The sequence below is a fragment of the Streptomyces sp. NPDC056738 genome (assembly GCF_042790435.1).
Classification (GTDB): domain Bacteria; phylum Actinomycetota; class Actinomycetes; order Streptomycetales; family Streptomycetaceae; genus Streptomyces.
On record NZ_JBHTZF010000002.1, the window covers coordinates 761,875 to 779,575 of the forward strand.

Annotated in this window: 18 protein-coding genes and 2 pseudogenes; 11 read left to right on the forward strand and 9 right to left on the reverse strand. The window is 67.4% G+C overall.

From position 1 onward, the window contains the following. Positions 1–96 precede the first annotated feature (96 nt). Positions 97–696 (reverse strand): TetR/AcrR family transcriptional regulator, encoded by a 600-nt coding sequence (locus ACFRIC_RS07060; protein WP_382780604.1) that lies wholly within the window; start codon positions 694–696, stop codon positions 97–99. A gap of 95 nt (positions 697–791) precedes the next feature. On the opposite strand from ACFRIC_RS07060, the gene ACFRIC_RS07065 reads away from it, so the two are divergent. From ACFRIC_RS07065 to ACFRIC_RS07090, 6 genes are all read left to right on the forward strand, one after another. Then, positions 792–2,042, forward strand: coding sequence for an NADH:flavin oxidoreductase/NADH oxidase family protein (locus ACFRIC_RS07065; RefSeq protein WP_382780607.1), 1,251 nt, complete (start codon positions 792–794; stop codon positions 2,040–2,042). A gap of 226 nt (positions 2,043–2,268) precedes the next feature. Continuing rightward, positions 2,269–2,982: a type 1 glutamine amidotransferase domain-containing protein gene (locus tag ACFRIC_RS07070; RefSeq protein ID WP_382780610.1), complete on the forward strand. Its 714-nt coding sequence runs from the start codon at positions 2,269–2,271 to the stop codon at positions 2,980–2,982. 208 nt (positions 2,983–3,190) lie between these two features. Then, positions 3,191–4,162 (forward strand): alpha/beta hydrolase, encoded by a 972-nt coding sequence (locus tag ACFRIC_RS07075; RefSeq protein WP_382780613.1) that lies wholly within the window; start codon positions 3,191–3,193, stop codon positions 4,160–4,162. Positions 4,163–4,331: 169 nt separating this feature from the next. Beyond that, positions 4,332–5,255 carry an acetoacetate decarboxylase family protein gene (locus ACFRIC_RS07080; protein WP_382780616.1) on the forward strand — a complete coding sequence of 308 codons (924 nt, stop codon included), beginning with the start codon at positions 4,332–4,334 and terminating at the stop codon, positions 5,253–5,255. 15 nt (positions 5,256–5,270) lie between these two features. Then, positions 5,271–6,869, forward strand: a complete 1,599-nt coding sequence (locus ACFRIC_RS07085; protein ID WP_382780619.1) for a succinic semialdehyde dehydrogenase — start codon at positions 5,271–5,273, stop codon at positions 6,867–6,869. A 235-nt stretch (positions 6,870–7,104) separates the two neighbouring features. Next, positions 7,105–7,929, forward strand: coding sequence for an alpha/beta fold hydrolase (locus ACFRIC_RS07090; RefSeq protein ID WP_382780621.1), 825 nt, complete (start codon positions 7,105–7,107; stop codon positions 7,927–7,929). Between the two features lie 292 nt (positions 7,930–8,221). On the opposite strand, the gene ACFRIC_RS07095 is transcribed toward ACFRIC_RS07090, so the two are convergent. Beyond that, on the reverse strand, positions 8,222–8,740 hold the full coding sequence (locus ACFRIC_RS07095) for an SMI1/KNR4 family protein (RefSeq protein WP_382780624.1): 519 nt from the start codon (positions 8,738–8,740) through the stop codon (positions 8,222–8,224). A gap of 121 nt (positions 8,741–8,861) precedes the next feature. On the opposite strand from ACFRIC_RS07095, the pseudogene ACFRIC_RS07100 reads away from it, so the two are divergent. Further along, positions 8,862–9,471: pseudogene (locus tag ACFRIC_RS07100) on the forward strand (transposase). Positions 9,472–9,532: 61 nt separating this feature from the next. Here the strand turns inward: ACFRIC_RS07100 and ACFRIC_RS07105 are convergent. The 5 genes and pseudogenes from ACFRIC_RS07105 to ACFRIC_RS07125 form a co-directional block, all read right to left on the reverse strand. Then, entirely contained in the window at positions 9,533–10,009 is a 477-nt protein-coding gene (locus ACFRIC_RS07105) for a hypothetical protein (protein WP_382780627.1), read from the reverse strand. Positions 10,010–10,237: 228 nt separating this feature from the next. After that, positions 10,238–10,738 (reverse strand): YfbM family protein, encoded by a 501-nt coding sequence (locus tag ACFRIC_RS07110; protein ID WP_382780630.1) that lies wholly within the window; start codon positions 10,736–10,738, stop codon positions 10,238–10,240. Positions 10,739–10,895: 157 nt separating this feature from the next. Then, positions 10,896–11,126, reverse strand: a pseudogene (locus ACFRIC_RS07115) (transposase family protein); the annotation flags it as partial. Positions 11,127–11,239: 113 nt separating this feature from the next. Further along, positions 11,240–12,289 carry a hypothetical protein gene (locus ACFRIC_RS07120; RefSeq protein WP_382780633.1) on the reverse strand — a complete coding sequence of 350 codons (1,050 nt, stop codon included), beginning with the start codon at positions 12,287–12,289 and terminating at the stop codon, positions 11,240–11,242. A 475-nt stretch (positions 12,290–12,764) separates the two neighbouring features. Continuing rightward, positions 12,765–12,956, reverse strand: a complete 192-nt coding sequence (locus tag ACFRIC_RS07125) for a KOW motif-containing protein (RefSeq protein ID WP_382780636.1) — start codon at positions 12,954–12,956, stop codon at positions 12,765–12,767. Between the two features lie 124 nt (positions 12,957–13,080). On the opposite strand from ACFRIC_RS07125, the gene ACFRIC_RS07130 reads away from it, so the two are divergent. The 4 genes from ACFRIC_RS07130 (at position 13,081) to ACFRIC_RS07145 (ending at position 16,064) form a co-directional block, all read left to right on the forward strand. After that, positions 13,081–13,482, forward strand: coding sequence for a hypothetical protein (locus ACFRIC_RS07130; RefSeq protein ID WP_382780639.1), 402 nt, complete (start codon positions 13,081–13,083; stop codon positions 13,480–13,482). A gap of 176 nt (positions 13,483–13,658) precedes the next feature. Next, positions 13,659–14,456 carry a maleylpyruvate isomerase N-terminal domain-containing protein gene (locus ACFRIC_RS07135; RefSeq protein ID WP_382780642.1) on the forward strand — a complete coding sequence of 266 codons (798 nt, stop codon included), beginning with the start codon at positions 13,659–13,661 and terminating at the stop codon, positions 14,454–14,456. Between the two features lie 301 nt (positions 14,457–14,757). Then, complete coding sequence (locus ACFRIC_RS07140; protein WP_382780645.1) at positions 14,758–15,189, forward strand: hypothetical protein; 432 nt, start codon at positions 14,758–14,760, stop codon at positions 15,187–15,189. After that, positions 15,186–16,064, forward strand: a complete 879-nt coding sequence (locus ACFRIC_RS07145) for a hypothetical protein (protein ID WP_382780648.1) — start codon at positions 15,186–15,188, stop codon at positions 16,062–16,064. Before ACFRIC_RS07140 ends, ACFRIC_RS07145 begins: the two co-directional genes overlap by 4 nt. A 68-nt stretch (positions 16,065–16,132) precedes the next feature. Here the strand turns inward: ACFRIC_RS07145 and ACFRIC_RS07150 are convergent, their stop codons facing one another. Further along, on the reverse strand, positions 16,133–16,867 hold the full coding sequence (locus ACFRIC_RS07150) for a DUF4142 domain-containing protein (RefSeq protein ID WP_382780852.1): 735 nt from the start codon (positions 16,865–16,867) through the stop codon (positions 16,133–16,135). 169 nt (positions 16,868–17,036) lie between these two features. After that, the gene (locus ACFRIC_RS07155; RefSeq protein WP_382780651.1) at positions 17,037–17,522 is read right to left on the reverse strand and encodes a DUF427 domain-containing protein; all 486 of its coding nucleotides are present in this window, start codon (positions 17,520–17,522) and stop codon (positions 17,037–17,039) included. Positions 17,523–17,701 lie beyond the last annotated feature (179 nt).

A 17,701-nucleotide genomic window follows, 5' to 3' on the forward strand; every position in this document is an offset into this window, starting at 1 on the left:
GTCGCGCGGACGGACGAGAGTCCGGCTGCTCGACCTGCCGGCAGGCGCGAGACGTCCGGCACATGCGCATACCTGGAGCGGCTCAGTCACCGTGAGCTATGTGGCCGTCGTTCGCATCGCGGGCGCGGTGGTGAACAGAGCGGTCACGGCCGCCCGGACCTGACGGGCGACGATCTCCGGGCTGGACGCGTCGAGCTTGCCGTCGAGGTGCAGGAAGGCCAGGCCGTGGACGAGCGCCCAGACTGTGGTCGACAGGGCGCCGGTGTCCGCGTCCGCGTCGGGGAAGGCGCGGCGGACGATGCTGTGGACGTACTCCGAGATGACAGCGGTAGCCGCGACTCGCTCTTCGCTGGTCGGATCGCAGGGTTCGGCGAACATCGCCCGGAACAGGGCGGGGTGGTCGAGGGCGAACTGCACGTAGGCGACGGCGACGGCGGACAGGTCCTCGGCCGTCGTGGGGGTGGGGTGTGCCGTCGCGAGGTTCGTTGCGAGTTCGCGGTATCCCTCGGCGGCCACGGCGGAGACGAGTGCGTCCCGGTCCGCGAAGTGGCGGTAGGGGGCCGTGGCTGAAACTCCGGCTCTGCGTGCGACCGCTCTGAGGGACAGTGCGGCACTGCCGTCTTCCTCCAGCAGTTCCCGCGCGGCGCGCAGACAGGCCGCGCGCAGGTCTCCGTGGTGGTACGTGGCTTGCGGCACAGGTCACACTCCCTCATGTTTACGCCGCTTACATCTTCCCCTAATGTGAACGGTGCACACATCGTAGGTGATGGAGACGGAAGAAGGTAACTCGAATGTCCAGCGAGCTGTTCATGCCGCTGCCCCTGCGCTCGGGGCAGGTTCTGCGCAACCGGGTCGCGAAGGCGGCGATGGAGGAGAACATGGCCGGTGACGGCCAGCTTCCCGACGAGAAGCTTCTGACGTTGTACCGAAGCTGGGCCGCTGGGGGAGCGGGCCTGTTGATCACTGGAAACGTCATGGTCCACGCGGAAGCACTGACCGGTCCCGCGGGTGTCGTGCTCGACGAGGCCGCTCCGCTGGCGCCGTTCACGGAGTGGGCCCGGGCCGGCAAGAGCGGTGGAGGGGTGATCTGGATGCAGATCAACCACCCGGGCCGCCAGATCGGGTCCGACATGCCGGGAGTCGTGTGGGGGCCCTCCGACGTGGGCGTCGACCTCGGCAAGCACAGCAGCCGCTTCGGCCGCCCCACCGCGATGACCGCGGAGCAGATCGAGGCCACCGTGACCCGCTACGCGGTCACCGCCCACCGGGCCGAGAAGGCGGGGTTCGACGGCGTGGAGATCCATGCCGCACACGGATACCTGCTGTCGCAGTTCCTGTCTCCCCTGGTCAACAAGCGCACCGACCGGTGGGGCGGATCGCTGGAGAACCGGGCCCGGATGCTGCTGGACGTGGTCCGCGCGGTGCGGAGCGCCGTATCGCCCGCCTTCGCGGTCGCGGTCAAGCTGAACTCCGCGGACTTTCAGCGCGGCGGCTTCGACGCCGACGACGCGCGGCAGGTGATCGGGATGCTCGAGCCGCTGGGCGTCGACCTGGTCGAACTGTCCGGCGGCAGCTACGAGAGCCCGGCCATGTCCGGCCGTGCCGCCGACTCCCGCACACAGGCCCGTGAGGCCTACTTCCTGGACCTCGCCAAAGACCTCGTGGGAACCAGCCCGCTGCCCCTGATGCTCACCGGCGGCATCACCCGCCGCGAGACGGCCGAGAAGGTCCTCGCCGGCGGAGTGGCGGTCGTCGGGATGGGCACCGCGCTCGCCGTCACCCCCGACCTGCCCGACCGCTGGCGTCACGGCCGGGAGGCCGACCGGCAGCTACGGCCGGTGACCTGGTCGGACAAGGCCCTCGCCTCTGCCGCGAGCATGGCCCAGGTCCGCCATCAGATGCGCCGGACGGCCCGCGGCAGCAGGCCCACCCCCAACACCCACCCGGCGGTGGCGCTGCTGGCCGAACGGCGCAGGCAGCGACGCGCCCTGCGCCGCTACCGCCTGTGGCTGACCGAAGCACGTGTCTCGTCGGCCCGGTAGGGCACTCAGAAGAAGAGGCCCGGTAGGGCACTCAGAAGAGGAAGCGAGCCGGACAGGTGGGGCTCTCGCCCGTGCCCCGGCAACTTGGTCCGTCGCCCCTCGTTGCCGCGGGCCGATGCTGACCCGGAGGCCCACGCTGCGCACCGGCTCCGCACGATGCCTGGGGTGACCTGGCACCCGAGATGCCACGGTGACCTGGCAGATCTCGCCACAAGGAAGGGCCGACATGACCAAGGCACTGTTCGTCGTCTCCGCGGCTGACCGCTGGACGCTGAAGGACGGAGAGACGCATCCCTCCGGATTCTGGGGGGAAGAGCTGGCGATGCCGCACAAGATCTTCGCCGAGGCGGGCTGGGACATCACGATCGCGACACCCGGCGGCAAGGCGCCCACGCTGGACCGGCTGAGCATGTCCCGCACCGCCGGCCGGCCCTCGAAGCTCCGCGAGGTCGCCGCGTACCTGCGGTCCATCGAAGCCCAGCTGAACAGCCCGATGACGCTGGACCGGGTCGATCCGGACGCCTACGACGTCGTGTTCTACCCCGGCGGACACGGCCCCATGGAAGACCTCGCCGTCGACCCGGTCTCGGGAGCACTCATCACCCGGGTGCTGGCCTCGGGCAAGCCGCTCGCCTTGCTGTGCCACGCACCGGCGGCCGCCTTCGCCGCGCGGAATCCGGACGGTTCGTGGCCCTTCAGGGGCTACCGGATGACGGGGCTGTCGAACTTGGAGGAGAAGCTCAACAGCTTCGGCCGCAAGGCGATCTGGCTGCTGGAGGACCGGCTGCGGCGAAGCGGGGCGCACTACGTCAAGGCCCGCCTGCCGCTGCGCCCCTTCGTGGTCGTGGACCGCAACCTGTACACCGGACAGAACCCGCCGTCCTCCGAGCGCCTGGCCGAGCGGCTCGTCGCCGACGTGAACGCCAGGGCAGCAGCGTGATCCGTGGACGGCGGACCCCGGACGGCTGCCTCGTCCCGTCTCGGGCGGGCCCTGGGAAGGGACTCGCGACCGAGTTGCAGCCCAGGATGCGGGCGCGAAGCATGAAGGGGGGAGGCGTTCCCGCCCGCGCCGAGGTGCGCCAGGAGCGCGGGGCGGGGGGAAGACGCTGATCAGGGGACATTTCGTGTGCTCGTGACTTGGAGTCGACATGAGTGAGCTACCGCCACCGATCACCCCCTACCTCGAGCCTGCCGCGAAGGAGCTCGCCGAGGCGACCGACCCGCATCCGCGCATCTACGAGGTGCCACCGGAGAAGGGCCGGGACATCCTTCTCGGTCTGCAGAGCGATGCCGGCGTGCCCCGGCCGGACGTCGACGAGGAATGGGTCGAGGTCGATGCCGGGCAGTGGGGAACCGTGCGCACGCGCATCATCCGGCCCAAAGGTGTGAGCGGGCCGCTGCCGGTGGTGTTCTACATCCATGGTGCCGGCTGGGTCTTCGGTGACGACAAGACGCACGACCGCCTCTTCCGTGAACTCGCGGTCGGCGCCGGCGCCGCAGGAGTGTTCCCCGTCTACGACCGGGCGCCGGAGGCCAAGTACCCCACCCAGGTCGAGCAGAACTACGCAGTGGGCCAATGGGTCCTGGAGCACGGATCGGAGCACGGCCTGGACACCTCGCGGATCGCGGTGACCGGCGAGTCGGTGGGCGGCTGCATGTCGGCGGTGTTCACGCTGATGAACAAGGAGCGCGGAGGCATCGACCTCAAAGCCCAGGTTCTGCTGTACCCGGTGACCAACGCCGACTTCGACACCCCGTCCTATCTGCAGTTCGCCGAGGGGTACTACCTGACCCGCGACGGCATGAAGTGGTTCTGGGACGCGTACACCAGCGACGACGCGCAGCGCACGGAGGTGTACGCCTCCCCGCTGCAGGCCTCCCTGGAACAGTCGCGCGGGCTGCCCACGACACTGGTCATCACCGACGAGGCCGACGTGCTGCGGGACGAGGGCGAGCAGTACGCGAACAAACTGCGTGAGGCCGGAGTGGACGTCACCTCCGTCCGCGTGGCCGGCATGGTCCACGACTTCCTGCTCCTGGACAGTCTGCGCGACACGCGCGCCGCGAACGTCGCCCGCAGGCTCGCCGTCGACGCGCTCAGGACGGCGCTGCACGACTGAGCCCCACCGCCCAAGGTCCGGGCCCCCAGGCGCCGTTGCGCCTGCGGGCCCGGACCTTGGGCGTGTGCGCAGCACCTCGCGCGAGACATGCCGGAGCAGTGTTGACGGTGCATACATTGAACGTTAAGGTCATGTGTGCACCGTAAACATCGAGGTGAGGAAGCACGTCATGCCAGCACACACGCAGAAGGACACGGTCGAGGTCGACCTGGGCGGCCGCACGGTCACCGTCCCTCGAGGCGGCCTGTACGACCGTTACCGGATGATCCCCGACCTGGATGAAGTTGCCAGGGACCCCCGCGTCAGCGGTGTCGACTTCTTCCGTCGGCTTCCGAAGACCAGGGTCGACTCACCGATCGGCAGCACGCTCACGCCGAACTTCTACTACGCCATCGCGACCGCACGGCTCACCATGCTCGCCCCCTCCCGCGCCATTCGTTCCCGCCTCCCCAGGGAACTGGCGCCGCTGGAGATCGCCCCGGGCCTCGGCCTCGTCTCGGTGATGTTCTTCCGCTACGACGTGTGTGACATCGACTTCTACACCGAGGCCGCCGTCGGCATCGCGGTCAAACCGGCCCGGCATGGCGGGCTGGGTTTCTTCGACCTCGTCGCGGGCCTGAAGAACGAGCACCTCGACTCCTACGTCCTCTCCCTCCCGGTGAGCAGCGAGATCGCCCAGGTGCGCGGACACGACGGGTACGGCTTCCCCAAGTGGGTCACTGATATCGATGTCGGCATCGACGCCCAGCGCACTGAGGCACGGGTGGCCAACGACGCAGGTGGAACCGACCTCTTCCTCCAGGTGGCCACGCCCAGGCAGACCGCCTGTCGCAGCGGCGAGCGAGTCGCCTCACTCACCTCCTACACCTCCATCGACGGTGCCTGGCACTCGACGCTGAGCCAGACCAACGTGCTGTCGGCCGGCACGACGCGCCGTCCGCGCCACCTCCACCTCCAAGTCGGCGAGGGTCGCATGGCAGACGACCTGCGCTCCCTGAGGCCGATACGAACCCTTCAGCTCGACGTGATGACACAGGGTCAGCTCGCGCTCCACATGCCGGTGCCCACCTCCGTCCCGATCCGGAACAAGTAGCAACGGAGCCCTGCCATGGTCACCGAACACGCGCCCCGCCCCGCGACCGCCCGAGGCGTCGGACTGCCCCCGTCGCTTTCCCCGGGCCGCATCGAGCACCTCGCACAGCGCATTGCCGCCGCCCCGGATGCCGCCCGGACCACAACCACCGCCCCCTACACGGGCTTGCCCCTGGCCGACCTGCCGGTCTCGACACCCGGCGACGTCGACGACGCATTCGCGCGCGCCCGCATCGCCCAGAGGGCCTGGGCCGCCCTGCCGCTGAGCAGGCGCAAGAAGATTCTGCTGCGGTTCCACGATCTCGCCCTCGCCCGCCAGAACGAGGCCCTGGACCTGATGCAGGCGGAAAGCGGCAAGACCCGCCGTGACGCCTTCCTCGAGGTGATCGACATCGCGATCACCGCCCGCTACTACGCGCGCAGCGGCGCCCAATACCTGCGGCCCAGGCGCCGCCGCGGTGCGATCCCGGTGCTGACCCACACCACCGAACTCCGCCATCCCAAGGGGATCGTCACGGTGATCTCGCCGTGGAACTATCCGTTGAGCATGGCTGCCGGCGACGCCATCCCCGCACTGCTGGCGGGCAACGCCGTCGTGCAGAAACCCGACACCCAGACGGCTCTCACCGCACTGTGGGCGCTCGATCTCATGCACGAGGCCGGGCTGCCCGCCGGCGTGTGGCAGATGCTGGTGGGCCGAGGCAGTTCCATCGGTCAAACGCTGATGGACAACGCCGACTACGTGATGTTCACCGGATCCACCGCCAGCGGACGTCAGATCGCCCGCGACGCCGGGCAGCGCCTCATCGGCGCGTCCCTGGAACTCGGCGGCAAGAACGCCATGATCGTCCTCGATGACGCGGACATCGACAAGGCCGCCGACGGCGCGGTCGCCGCCTGCTTTCCCTCGGCCGGGCAGCTCTGTGTCTCCATCGAGCGTCTTTACGTCGCCGAGTCCATCCGTGAGCAGTTCATCGACGCGTTCGTCGCCCGTACCAACCGGCTGGTGATCGGCGCCGCCTACGACTACAGCATCGACGTCGGCAGCCTCACCAACTCCTCCCAGATGGAGACCGTCACTCGACATGTCGACGACGCCATCGCCAAGGGCGCGACCGTTCTGGCCGGCGGACGCGCACGACCGGATCTGGGGCCGCTGTTCTACGAGCCGACCATCCTCACGAGCGTCACCCCAGACATGACGCTGTACGACGACGAGACCTTCGGACCCGTCGTCTCCGTCTACTCCTACCGGGACGTCGACGAAGCGGTCGCACAGGCCAACTCCACTCCGTACGGCCTCAACGCCAGCGTGTGGACCGGCAACGGAGCCCGCGGCCGGGCCGTCGCAGCCCGCATCCACGCCGGCACCGTCAATGTCAACGAGGCCTTCGCCGCGGCCTGGGGCAGCATCGACGCACCCATGGGGGGCATGGGTGACTCCGGACTCGGCCGCCGCCACGGTGCCGACGGCATCCTCAAATACACAGAGCCGCAGACCGTGGCCCACCAACGAGTGCGGGCCTTCACCCCGCCCACCCGCATCTCACCCGAGACCTGGGCGACCCTCGTGACCGGCGCACTGAAGATGATGAAAGCGACGGGTGTGCGCTGACGTGTGACAAGCGGTGACGGCGAGCCGTACCCACCGCCTCCTCTGCTGACAGGACACGCTGGCGCAACCGGATGGTCCATCCGAGTGGATGCGCGACACCAGATCCCACGGCAAGTCGACGCCCATTTTCGGATGTTAACTTGGCTGAAAATCAACGGGTTTGCCCAGGGATCGGCAGGTTTATGGCCAGTGTGATCCGGCGGCGGCCTGCACCCTCATCCTCAGAGGAATTCCCATGCGCGCACGACGTTTGAGCTGGGCCGCCGCCACGGCAGCCGGTCTCCTCGGCCTGCTGTCGTTCTCCCTCGCCCCTTCAGCCTCCGCACACCAGAGCAGCCAGTCGCGCCCGAAGCCGACGGTCGTCCTGGTTCATGGCGCCTTCGCCGACGCGTCCGGCTGGAACGGTGTGGTGAAGCGCCTTCTGAACGACGGCTACAAGGTCGTCGCCCCGGCCAATCCGCTGCGCGGTCTGCCGCAGGACGCGACCTACATCGCCAGCGTCCTGAACAACATCAAGGGCCCTGTGGTGCTGGTCGGACACTCGTACGGGGGCGCGGTCATCACCCAGGCCGCCGCCGGTGATCCCGACGTCAAGGCCCTCGTCTACATCGCCGCCTTCATGCCCGACCGGGGCGAGGTCCTAGGAGAACTCGCGGCCAGGTCCCACGACTCGCAACTCCAGCCTGCCCTGCGCCCCGCACCGTTCGCCAACGCCGACGGCTCCACCGGAATCGAACTCACCATCGATCCGGCCCAGTTCCACAAGGTGTTCGCCGCCGATCTGCCCAAATCCCAGACCCGGATCATGGCCGTCGAGCAGCGTCCCATCAGCGCTTCCGCCTTCGAGGACGCCCCCACCGCCGCGGCCTGGCGCACCATCCCGTCCTGGGCCCTGGTCGCCAAGCAGGACAAAGCCATCGGTGCCGACCTGGAACGCTTCGAAGCCCGCCGTGCCGGCTCCCACACGGTCCAGGTCAACGGCTCCCACGTCGTCATGATCTCTCACCCCGGCGTCGTGACCCACCTCGTCGAAACCGCCGCGAAGGCCACGGCCCAGTAGCCACCCGGAAGTCGAACTCCGGAAACTCGAACGGCTGGGGCTTGAGGGCCCTGGCCGTTCGGGCTCGCACAGCTCCCCTTCGACCGCAGGGCCTCATCGATGTCGTCGACCACACCCATGGTGTGCTCCCAGATGTAGGCGTACTAGGCCACGTATTGAGTCGTGATCAATCTGCGGGAATCACCGTCACGCCGTAGTCGATCGGCCGGCCTGTCCGACTCAGCAGCACGCTGGCCGACGCGAAGCCATCGCAAACGTCCATGCGGCTGCCGACTAGGCTGGGGTGTCCGAGTTAATCGGATCTGTCCTCCTCAGTGAACTCGGCGGCGTCGGGAAAGACGCTGGAGCTGATGTATCCCGACAGCCAGCCGAGCAGGAACTCGACCGCACTGACGGCATGCGCGTCGTAGTACCAACCCCGTGGATTCCAGCAGACAACCGTCCACTCGTCCGGTTGACCGTCAGTGAGCCAGCACACGCGGTCCCCGTTGTCGGTTCCCGCCCACGGCAGGAGTCCGCCCGGCTCCGGGTAGAAGGGGTACGGGCAGGCGTCGGGGTTGCTGTCCCGGAAGTTGCGTTCCTGGTCCAGCAGCCGTGTCGCCGGGCCGACCAGCAGGTCTCGCCCGCCAAAGGGCGTGAGTGGCGTCAAGAACTCGGCGAAGTGGTAGGCCCCGTAGGCCTCGACCATCTGCTTGAAGTCCGAGGGGAGTTCCACGCCGAGTGCTGCCTCCACCTCGTCCCAGTCTCCGTTTGCCCACAGTGGTTGCGGCGGCGGAGGGATGAGGCGAGTGAGGTCGTCGAACGCGGTCATGGGGTTGAGCTTAGGGGTGGTCATCGTGACTGAAGCTGCCGCCCTGGCCAAGAACGCCAGCCGTGATCAATCGGCGGGATTTCGCCCTCGCGGAGGTTCCCGGCCCGGTAGATGGTTCCGTGTGACGCGAGTTCAAGTGACTGATGCAGAGTGGCAGTTCATCGAGCTGCACCTGCCGATAGGTGAGTACGGCCCGTACCCGATGCGGCTGCGCCGGCAGTTCGAGGGTGTGATCTGGCGGCGGGCAGTGGCGGGAAATGCCACGGGAGTTCGGCGCCTGGTCGACCGTGCACAATCGCTTCCGGCAGTGGCGGGACGCGGGCGTGTTCGAGGCCCTGCTGAAGGGTCTGATCGCGGAAGCCGTCAAGGGGGGCGAGGTGGACCTGTCCCTGGTCAGCGTGGACTCCACCACCGTCCGGGCTCACCACGACGCCGCCGGGATGCACCTCGACCCCGGCACGCTCGCCGATCTGGAGAAGGCCGCCGACGAGGTCGAGAAGACCCGGCAAAAGGGGGCAGCCCGGAAGAGGGGCAGCAGGGGCGGACGGCCCGTCGGCCACGACGCCGAGCTCTACACGGAGCGGAACACCGTCGAGCGCCTGATCAACAGGCTGAAGGCGTGGCGGGGCATAGCCACCCGGTTCGACAAGACCCCCGAAAGTTACCTTGCCGGCCTGCATCTCCGCGCCTCAATGATCTGGATCAAGGAACTAGCCAAGACAGCTCCTTGATCACGACCAAATACGTTCCCTAGAAGGCGAGTTCGGGCTTCCACAACCGGCACGTCTGTCGCTACGAGCCCGCCGCAGGATCGCCGTCGCCGAGGCCTATCCACCAGTGCCCGTCGTCCTTCACCAGCAGCAGCTCCTGCCGCTGCCCGGTTTGTTCGTACGTCACTGTCACCGGGTTGAAGTAGGGGACGACGCCCTCCAGTACGGTGACTTCGACAGGGCCGCCCGCCGCTTGGCCGTACTCGCGCACGTACTTGGCCGCGGTGGGCCCGGGCTGCGCGTAAGCGGGGCCCGCCAACTCGGCGATTCCCTTCGCATCACCGTCCTTGAGGCGCTGCACGTAGACCCGTACGAGGGTGTCGACGTCCTCGGCCGTCTCCTGTACGTCGGGGTACGTGGACTTTTCCGCGCGCACTGTCACGTCGACCCGGGGCGCGTCCGCCAGGGCATAGGGCTCGTGGAACCAGGTCCACCACACCCCTGCAGTGATCCCGACGACCAGCAGGCCACCGCCGAGCGCGGAAGTCAATTTCTTCATGCGTGCCTTTCCTCTGCCCAGTTGGACCAGCGTCGTCGAAGGTCGGCCGACCCTGCGGATCGGCCGTGCCACATCCGTGCCGGGTCGGGAGGGGAAGCGCGGGGGATCGCGGAGGATCAGCCCCAGTCCGCCGGATGCCATGAGGCTACTCCGTCGCAGGTCGGACGTCTGATCCCACCTGAGTGACCTGAGCCTCCCGAGCAGAGACTTCACCGCTGCAGCGGCCTGTCAGTCCAACCAGACGAGCACGGCATCGTCCGCTCGGGCAGTGGCCTCCAGGAACTGAGTGAGACCGTCGTACCAGTGACGACCCCACTCCAGGGCGCCAGGCTCACTCCATTCGAGGGGGTACACGTCGGCGCTGGTCAGTTCGGCGGGATCCACACCACTGACGAGCTGGTCATAGCTGGTGGCCCGCAGGGATTCCACCGCGAGCCGGACCCGCTCGGGCCGCAAGTATCGGGGAGGTCCGTAGCCCCAGTCCGCATCCTCGGCGAACGGCTCCTCACCGTGGATCACGTTCACGGGAAACTCTGCGCGGGCCAGCAGGAAGCGGAGCATGTCCCAGGCCTTGTACGTACTGAAGTGGCGCGCCTCGGCCGGCGCAGGCTCCGTCGCCTCCTCGGCGTCCTGGACCTCTTCGACGAAGTCCAGAGCCCAGGCAGGATCCCGGATTGCCCGATCAAGCTCAGTAGCCGTGACACGCAGATACTCACCGATCATGCTCATGGTCGGAGGGTAGGCGCGGCCACTGACAACGACCGCTGGGCGGACTGAGCCTTTTCTGAACCTCAGTTTGAGCAGGTGAGGTGGAGGGTGAGGACGGCCTGGAAGAGGCTGGTGATGCGGGTAGTCCTGCACCGGAGCTTGCGCAGGAGCGGCCGGTTTCCGCGATGTAGCGGTAGGCCGCAGTCGTGCCGATGCCGATGCCGAACCTGGCAGCGAGCTGGGCGTAGGGGTGCGCGTTGCGCAGACGGGCGAGGGTGAGCAGGGACTGTCGGCCCGCGCTCAGTCGGCGCCATCGGCTGCCGATCGCACGACGGCGTTCGCGGATCCGGGCAGTGAGGAAACGAAGGTGCGAGCTGGACAGGTCCAGTCCGGACGGGTAGACGAGCACGTGATGCCTCTGGCGGAACGGGTGCTCCCGGTCGTGAATCCCCCTACCAGGGGCTTCACTCGTCTGTCACGCCAACTAGTGGACCACACCGGCAGGTTGAAAAGGATCCCTGTCTACTCCTCGGGGCAACCAGACACGTAGTGCGCGAGATAGGCGAGAAGGTCTGGGGCGAGGTCCTTGGCCTGCTTCTTGTCGTGGATCGCAGCGTTCAGCCGTTCCTCGATCAGGTACCGATAGGCGAAACTCTCAATGCTCGGCGCACACCAGTTGATTTCCTGTCGCGCGGTGACGACCTCACCATCCTGGTTGTATCGGAACTCTGGCTCGCGGGTGAAGTCGCGGGAGGACCAGACGACGAACGACTCCCCGCTGTGGCGCAGGTAGAGGTACCACAGGACGCAGCTCTGCTGATCGCGGAAGAACAGGACCATGCGGTCGGCTGGGTCGGTCGGGCTGGGCAGGGGGCCGACGACGTCGGTCCAATTTCCAGCGCCTTTTGTGTCTAGGAGGCGGTGGAGGTTGGCGCGGGTGATCAGCGCGACGAAGTCGGCGGGGAGCGCCAGTCCGGCTTCGGTCAATTCAGCGGCGATGGGATCGGTGACTGCGATGCGGTAGTCGAGTGGATCGCCGATTTCGCCTGTCCAGGCGAAGTCGCCCACAAACGTCGGTTCGTCCAATGGCGGCAGGGAGTCCAGCGGGTAGGCTCCGTAGCCTTGCAACCAGTCGCGTGGCCGGTAGGGTCCGATTCCGCAGGCTACCCAGGACGCGGGAAGTCGCAGCGAGCCAGGGCCGTCGCCGATCGTCTGGAAGCCGTCGTGGGCTTCGCGAGGGAATCTTGAGGTGGCGAGTACGCGCGTTGCGGTAGCTGGCGGGATTTCCGGCAGTTGGATGTCGAGCCGGCCGAGCTCGTCAGCCGGCTGGACGTAGCCTGGTTCGTGCTCAGGACGGGGCTTAGGCAAAGCTCTCACGCTCACGCGGAACTTCTCGCGCCGTTCCTCGGGCCAGCGCGCGTCAATGATCAGAGCTGCGGCGGTGCAGTCGGGGCACTCATCGCTGGCACCGCCCCACATGCCGAACTGGGAGCCCTCCATATCGGGCCTTTCGATGCCGCACAGCGTCCGGTGAAAACCGCCGTACGCGTGGTGTCTGGCATTCGGCAGCATGTCCGTCCGTGCAGCCTCCCACCGCAGATCCCAAGGCATATGGCCCGGCCGCAGGACATCGAAGTCCGGAGTCTCGAGTTTGGTCCAAGCATGACACCATGGACAGCGCCATGACTCCCGGCACCACCGCGTTGGCGGGTGGTCCAGTTTCACCATCTCGTGATCACAGACGTCGCAGAGCATGGGTGAATCCTTGCAGGGTCTTCGCCCTGAGTGGTGGACACCCGTCTGCCAGGAGCTTCGCTGCCTCGCGCAATCGAGCGTGGCCAACCCGCCCCGCACACAGGCAGGTTGGAAAAGGCTCACTGTCTCGGTTTCCGTCTCAGCCTGGCTCACCAGTGCTCAGCCGAGACCGTAAGCCATCCTGGCCTGGCGACGAGCTCATCGGGAAGGCAGGCGCGATCCTGCATGCCGCCCAACTCCCCGCCAACCAGGTGCCCAGCGGAGACGTGTTTCCCAAGCCGGATGGCGACGCTCAGGCGTTGGGTGCCCTCTCGACAGTGTCGAGCGGGATGTCGATGCGGGTGTCGTCTCCGAAGATCTGCACGATCAGCTGTACGCGCTGACGCTCCCGGTCGACGGCGCATACCGGCCCGGTGAACTGCGCGAAGGGGCCATCAGTCACCAGGACGGTGTCTCCCGGCTGAAGCTCCGAAGCACTCGGCATGGTCACTCCTTCGCACGGCTGGCCTGTGACGTCGCCAGCGTACTTGGGACGCGGGTGGTGCCCGCATGGTCGGTGAGCCGGTCGTGCAGGGCTCGTTGTCAGTCGTGGCCTGTACGGTCCGCCCATGGCTGGAAGACCAACTACAAGCTGGCGTGAAGGCATAGCTCAGGAAGCCGAGGAGCTTGCCGCCGGCACCCTGGATCCCGACTGCGCCTGCATGGCAGGCCTGTTCCCCGAGGACCTGCTCGCCGAGACCGATACCGTCCTCGACACCTTCGACAGAGACCTTCCTGGACTTGCCGAGGTCACTGACGCGCAGATCTTCGCCGTGGTGGAACGCGTCGTCCTGGCCCTGAACGCGGTGAACGACGCCCGCAACGGCGGCGCCTTCGAGACCGAAGAGCGTGAGCAACTGTGTCACTACATCGACACATCACTCACCGAGCACGGTGTCGACGTCAGCGCGCTGACGGCTCGCCACGGACTGGGTCGGTACCAGCTCACGGACAAATGGCGGAAGTGGTAAATCCGTTCCCCGACCCGAGCCGCTGAACATCGCATCACGAGGCTCGGAGGTATGCGCTGCGCGCTCTCCGCCTTGGACACGGCGTCATTTGAGGGCGCCCGGCCGTGCCGCGCCCTCGCCACCTCGACTCCGAAAATCATTGTCCGATCGTCGGAACACGGTGATAGAGAGTCCATGTGACGACGACACTTACGTTCCCCGCTCTGCTGCGACTGATCGACGAACGGGCGACTGCCTTCCGCGCCGCGGTCGCTTCCGCGCCCAGCCTCGACGCACAGGTGCCGACCTGTCCCGAGTGGACGCTGTTCGATCTGGCGCAGCACATCGGCGAGGGGCGCCGCGACTGGGCCGTCACCGTCGCCGCGGGGCCTGCTCCGGCCAAGTCCGCGGCGGAGGGCGCCCCGGCTGCGCCTCGGGAGCGCGGGGACCTGGTGGCATGGTTGGCGGAGTCCACGGAGCAACTGGTGGACGCATTGCGGAAGGCCGGCCCGGATGGCGGTTGCTGGACGTGGTGGGGCACGTCCCAGTCGCCGGAGACCTGTGGCGCCGTTGCCCGGCACCAGCTCCAGCAGATGGCGGTGCACACCTACGACGCCCAGTTCACCGTGGGTGCCCCGGAGCCGCTGCCGGAAGAGGTGGCACTCGACGGTGTCGAGGAGTTCCTGTTCACCTGCGTCGCCACGACGAGTGCGTGGCCGCACAAGCCCACTGCCTTCGACTTCCACGCCACCGAGGGCCACTCCTGGCGCCTCACGGTCGACGGCGACGGCGCACGCTCCACCCGTATCCCCGCGCCCGCCACGACCCCTGTCGCCGCTGCCGACGAGGGCCCGAACGCGGCCGGCGTCTCCGTACGCGGCACGGCCAATGAGCTGGTTCTTTTCGTGTACGACCGTATTCCGGCGGACTCCCTGCAGATGGAGGGTGACGCGGGCCTGTTCGACCTGCTCCGTGAGTGGGAACCGGAGGAGTAGGACGCGTGCTGTGGCGCGGCGAAGCAAGTCCCGTCAAGGCTGAATGCGGGGTCTGACACAAGAGGCTGACACCGACACGCACCAAGCGAAGCGATCGGTGTCGGACCTCGCCCCAGCAGATGTTCTCCGCGTGGCGCAAGGTCGTCCGGCTCTCGCTGCCGAATAGGAAGCCCAGAGTCAAGACGCCGGAACCCGAGCGGGAGCTGTCGCGGCCTGATGCCCGGTCTCAGTCGATCGGCCTGATTCGCTGCCCTATAGGCGGTACGGTCTGATGTGGGTCAGCACTGGCCGTGGGGGTGTGGTGACGGGCATCGAGATCGCGATCGGGTACCTGTTCGCCTGGGCTGTTCGGAAGGCCCAGCGTGTCGCCGGACAGGCGGACGACGAAGTCGACCGGGCGCTGGACGTCGGGATGGTCCGCCTGCACGAGGTGGTGGGCCGGAAACTTGGCGACGATCCCGCGCTGCAGCGACTGACGGAGGAAGCGGAGAGCGGGCGCGAGTCGCTCAGTGACCGGACTCGGGATCGGGTCCTGCTCGCGCTGGAGGAGGCCGACGAGACCGACGACGGCTTCGCTGCCGACCTTGAGCAGGCGGTGGCTCATCTTCGATCCCTTGGTCCGGCACCCGGTGACGGGCCCGGAGGCGACCATGTCGAGTTTCATCACAGCACCTTCCGCGGCCCGGTCCAGGCCAAGGGAGTCCAGCACATTCACCGTGGCGCCGCATCATGACCGACGGACATAGACCGCACGGTGCGCCGGACGAATTCGAGTTCCGAGGCAACGCCTTCCAAGGCCCTTTTCAGGCCGACGGTGTTCAGTACATCCATTACCACGGCGCACCTGCGGCTCCCCCTCGAGCGCCTAAGTGGTGGCGGCGGCGGGCGACGGGCGCCTTCGCGGCCCTGGCGTTGGTGCTTGCCGTGGGAGGCACGTACACGGTGTACGGGCTGGGGTTCTCGGGCGGCACGGCGAAGGGTATTCCGGTGCCACGCCCGGTGAATCCCGGCAACGCGAAGCTCCCGTCGTACCTGCACATCCAGGCGCAGGAGCAATGTGCCTCCAGCGTCAACTACTACGCGGAGAACGCAGAGGACTACCAAAAGGGGCGACATGCCGGGCAGCGGCGCCTCGGACCGATAGCCGTCGACATCACCAGTCAGACGTCCGCCGAAGAGGCCGTGCTGCTGGTGGGCATGCGCGTGCTGGATCTGCAGCGGAAGGCGCCTCCCACCACAGGCATCGCCGTCGCGGACGGAGGGTGCGGATCGCCGGCGGACTTCAGGACGTTCAGGGCCGACCTCGACAAGACCGATCCGCCCATCATCGCGAAGGCCGCGAAGCGACCACCGGTTTCGTTCCCGTACAAGATCTCGTCAAAGGATCCCGAGGTCTTCGAGCTCACCGTGGACAACACCACCTGCTTCTGCGCCTTCGCCGTCGAGATCGACTGGGTCGCCGCCGGAAAGGCCGGTAAGACGATCCTGGACAATGGCGGGTCGGGCTTCCTGTCGGGCGCGGCTCCCAAGGTCCCCGCGTACACGGTCGACTCGTCCAACCGACTGCAGCGGACGCCCTATCAGCGGCTTTTCCCGTCGAGCTCGTAACACGAACCGGGCGCTGCGAGGGTGCCGTGCCGTATTGACTGTGTCCCGCTCGCGGCCTGCCCGGGAGGCTACCCGGCGTTCTTCTGCGCGCCGTTCAGGACAGCGCTCAGGTCCAGTGCCGTGGACGTCGGGTTGGGTGGCGGGTTGAGGACGACCTGCGGCTGCCCCGGTGCCGGTGGCGGGGGAGTCATGTCGGACTTGGGCAGCTTCGGCGGAGTGGTCTGGTTGAAGACAGTCGTGTCGAAGTCGACGAGCCCTGTCTTCTCCATCACGGTGATGTGATCGAGCACCGTGTTGTTCGCCTGGTCGGCCAAGGCGCGGACCAGGCTGTTCTTCGTGGTCGAACGGACTTTGGCGATCGCGTTGAAGATGGAACCGTGAGTCATCCGCAGGATGTTGGCGAAGTCGGTGTCGAACTGCCGCCCCGACTCGGCCTGTAGCTGGCTGACGAAACCTTGCTGCTGAGGACTCGCCACGTTGGGCAGGGTGATGTTCAACATCGGTGCGATCTTGCGGCAGCTCACATCCAGGGCGGCATGACCGTCCACAAGGTGCTGGCTCGCGACCTTGACGGCCTGGCTCTGTCCCTTCTGCAGGCCGATCAGGCCCAGCGGGTGCTCCCAGAGGCCGGCCGCACGTACCTTGACGACGAAGTCCCGTTCGCCCTCTGTCAACGGCCCCCATTGAGTGTTGGCGATGATCCGGTCGTTCGAGGTCGACACCGTGCTGATGCCGAGCATCGCGGGATAGACGAGGGCGCCGAGGGTCAGGGCCAAGGCGCCGCCCACAAAGAGTGTTCCCATCACGCTTCCCGAACGCTGCACCGTTTCTCCTGCCCGTCGGTTCGTCGCCGACTTGTCGTCACCTGGTCTGGCGGCTGAAGGGGAGTACGCGCGGGAAGCCGGTCGGACTCAGTGGGCCGCGTGAAGATTTCACAGACGACGCACAGCAAGGGGCAGACCGGCGCGGCACCTACCATCCACGCGTTCCAGGTGCTCCCTTGAAGGGGCCTTGCACCTCTGCGGTGACCCAGCCGCCGTAGAAGTCTCCGTCCTGGGCCCGTACCTCTTCATCGCCGACGACGCAGCGGTCGACGCTGCCGGCATAGAAAGCGAAGTAGTCCTTGAGAACCGTGTAAGCGGGATGGGGGTCGGCGTAGCTCCAGGCGGCACGACTACGCACCTCGTGGCCGATGATCAGGTCCCAGTAGCGTGCGCTGCCTTTCCACTCGCACCAGGAGTGCCCGTCGGCCGGGAACAGCAGATCAGTACAGACATCTCCCGGTGGGATGTAGAACGTCGGTGGATGACTGGTTTCCAGTACCCGCATGGCGCGTCGCGTCTCGGCGACCACACGGCCACCGCATTCCACCCGGACGGGGCGGTTGTCCGGTACCACGGCGGGAGGTCGTGGATAGTCCCAGACGGACTCGACCTCGCGACCGGTGAACTGGCTCATGTCGTCTCCTCGCCCTGATCGCACGCCCGCCGCTGGAGCCTGCGTCTCCTTTTCCCCGCCTCCCGCGCCTTTGGATGAGAGGTGGATGGGACCGGTTGGTCGGCGTCGCCGAGGGCACGGCCGGCTGCGCACGCAGCCTCAGAACCCCTGTGCGCGGTGCGTCGCCGGGCGCCCGCAAG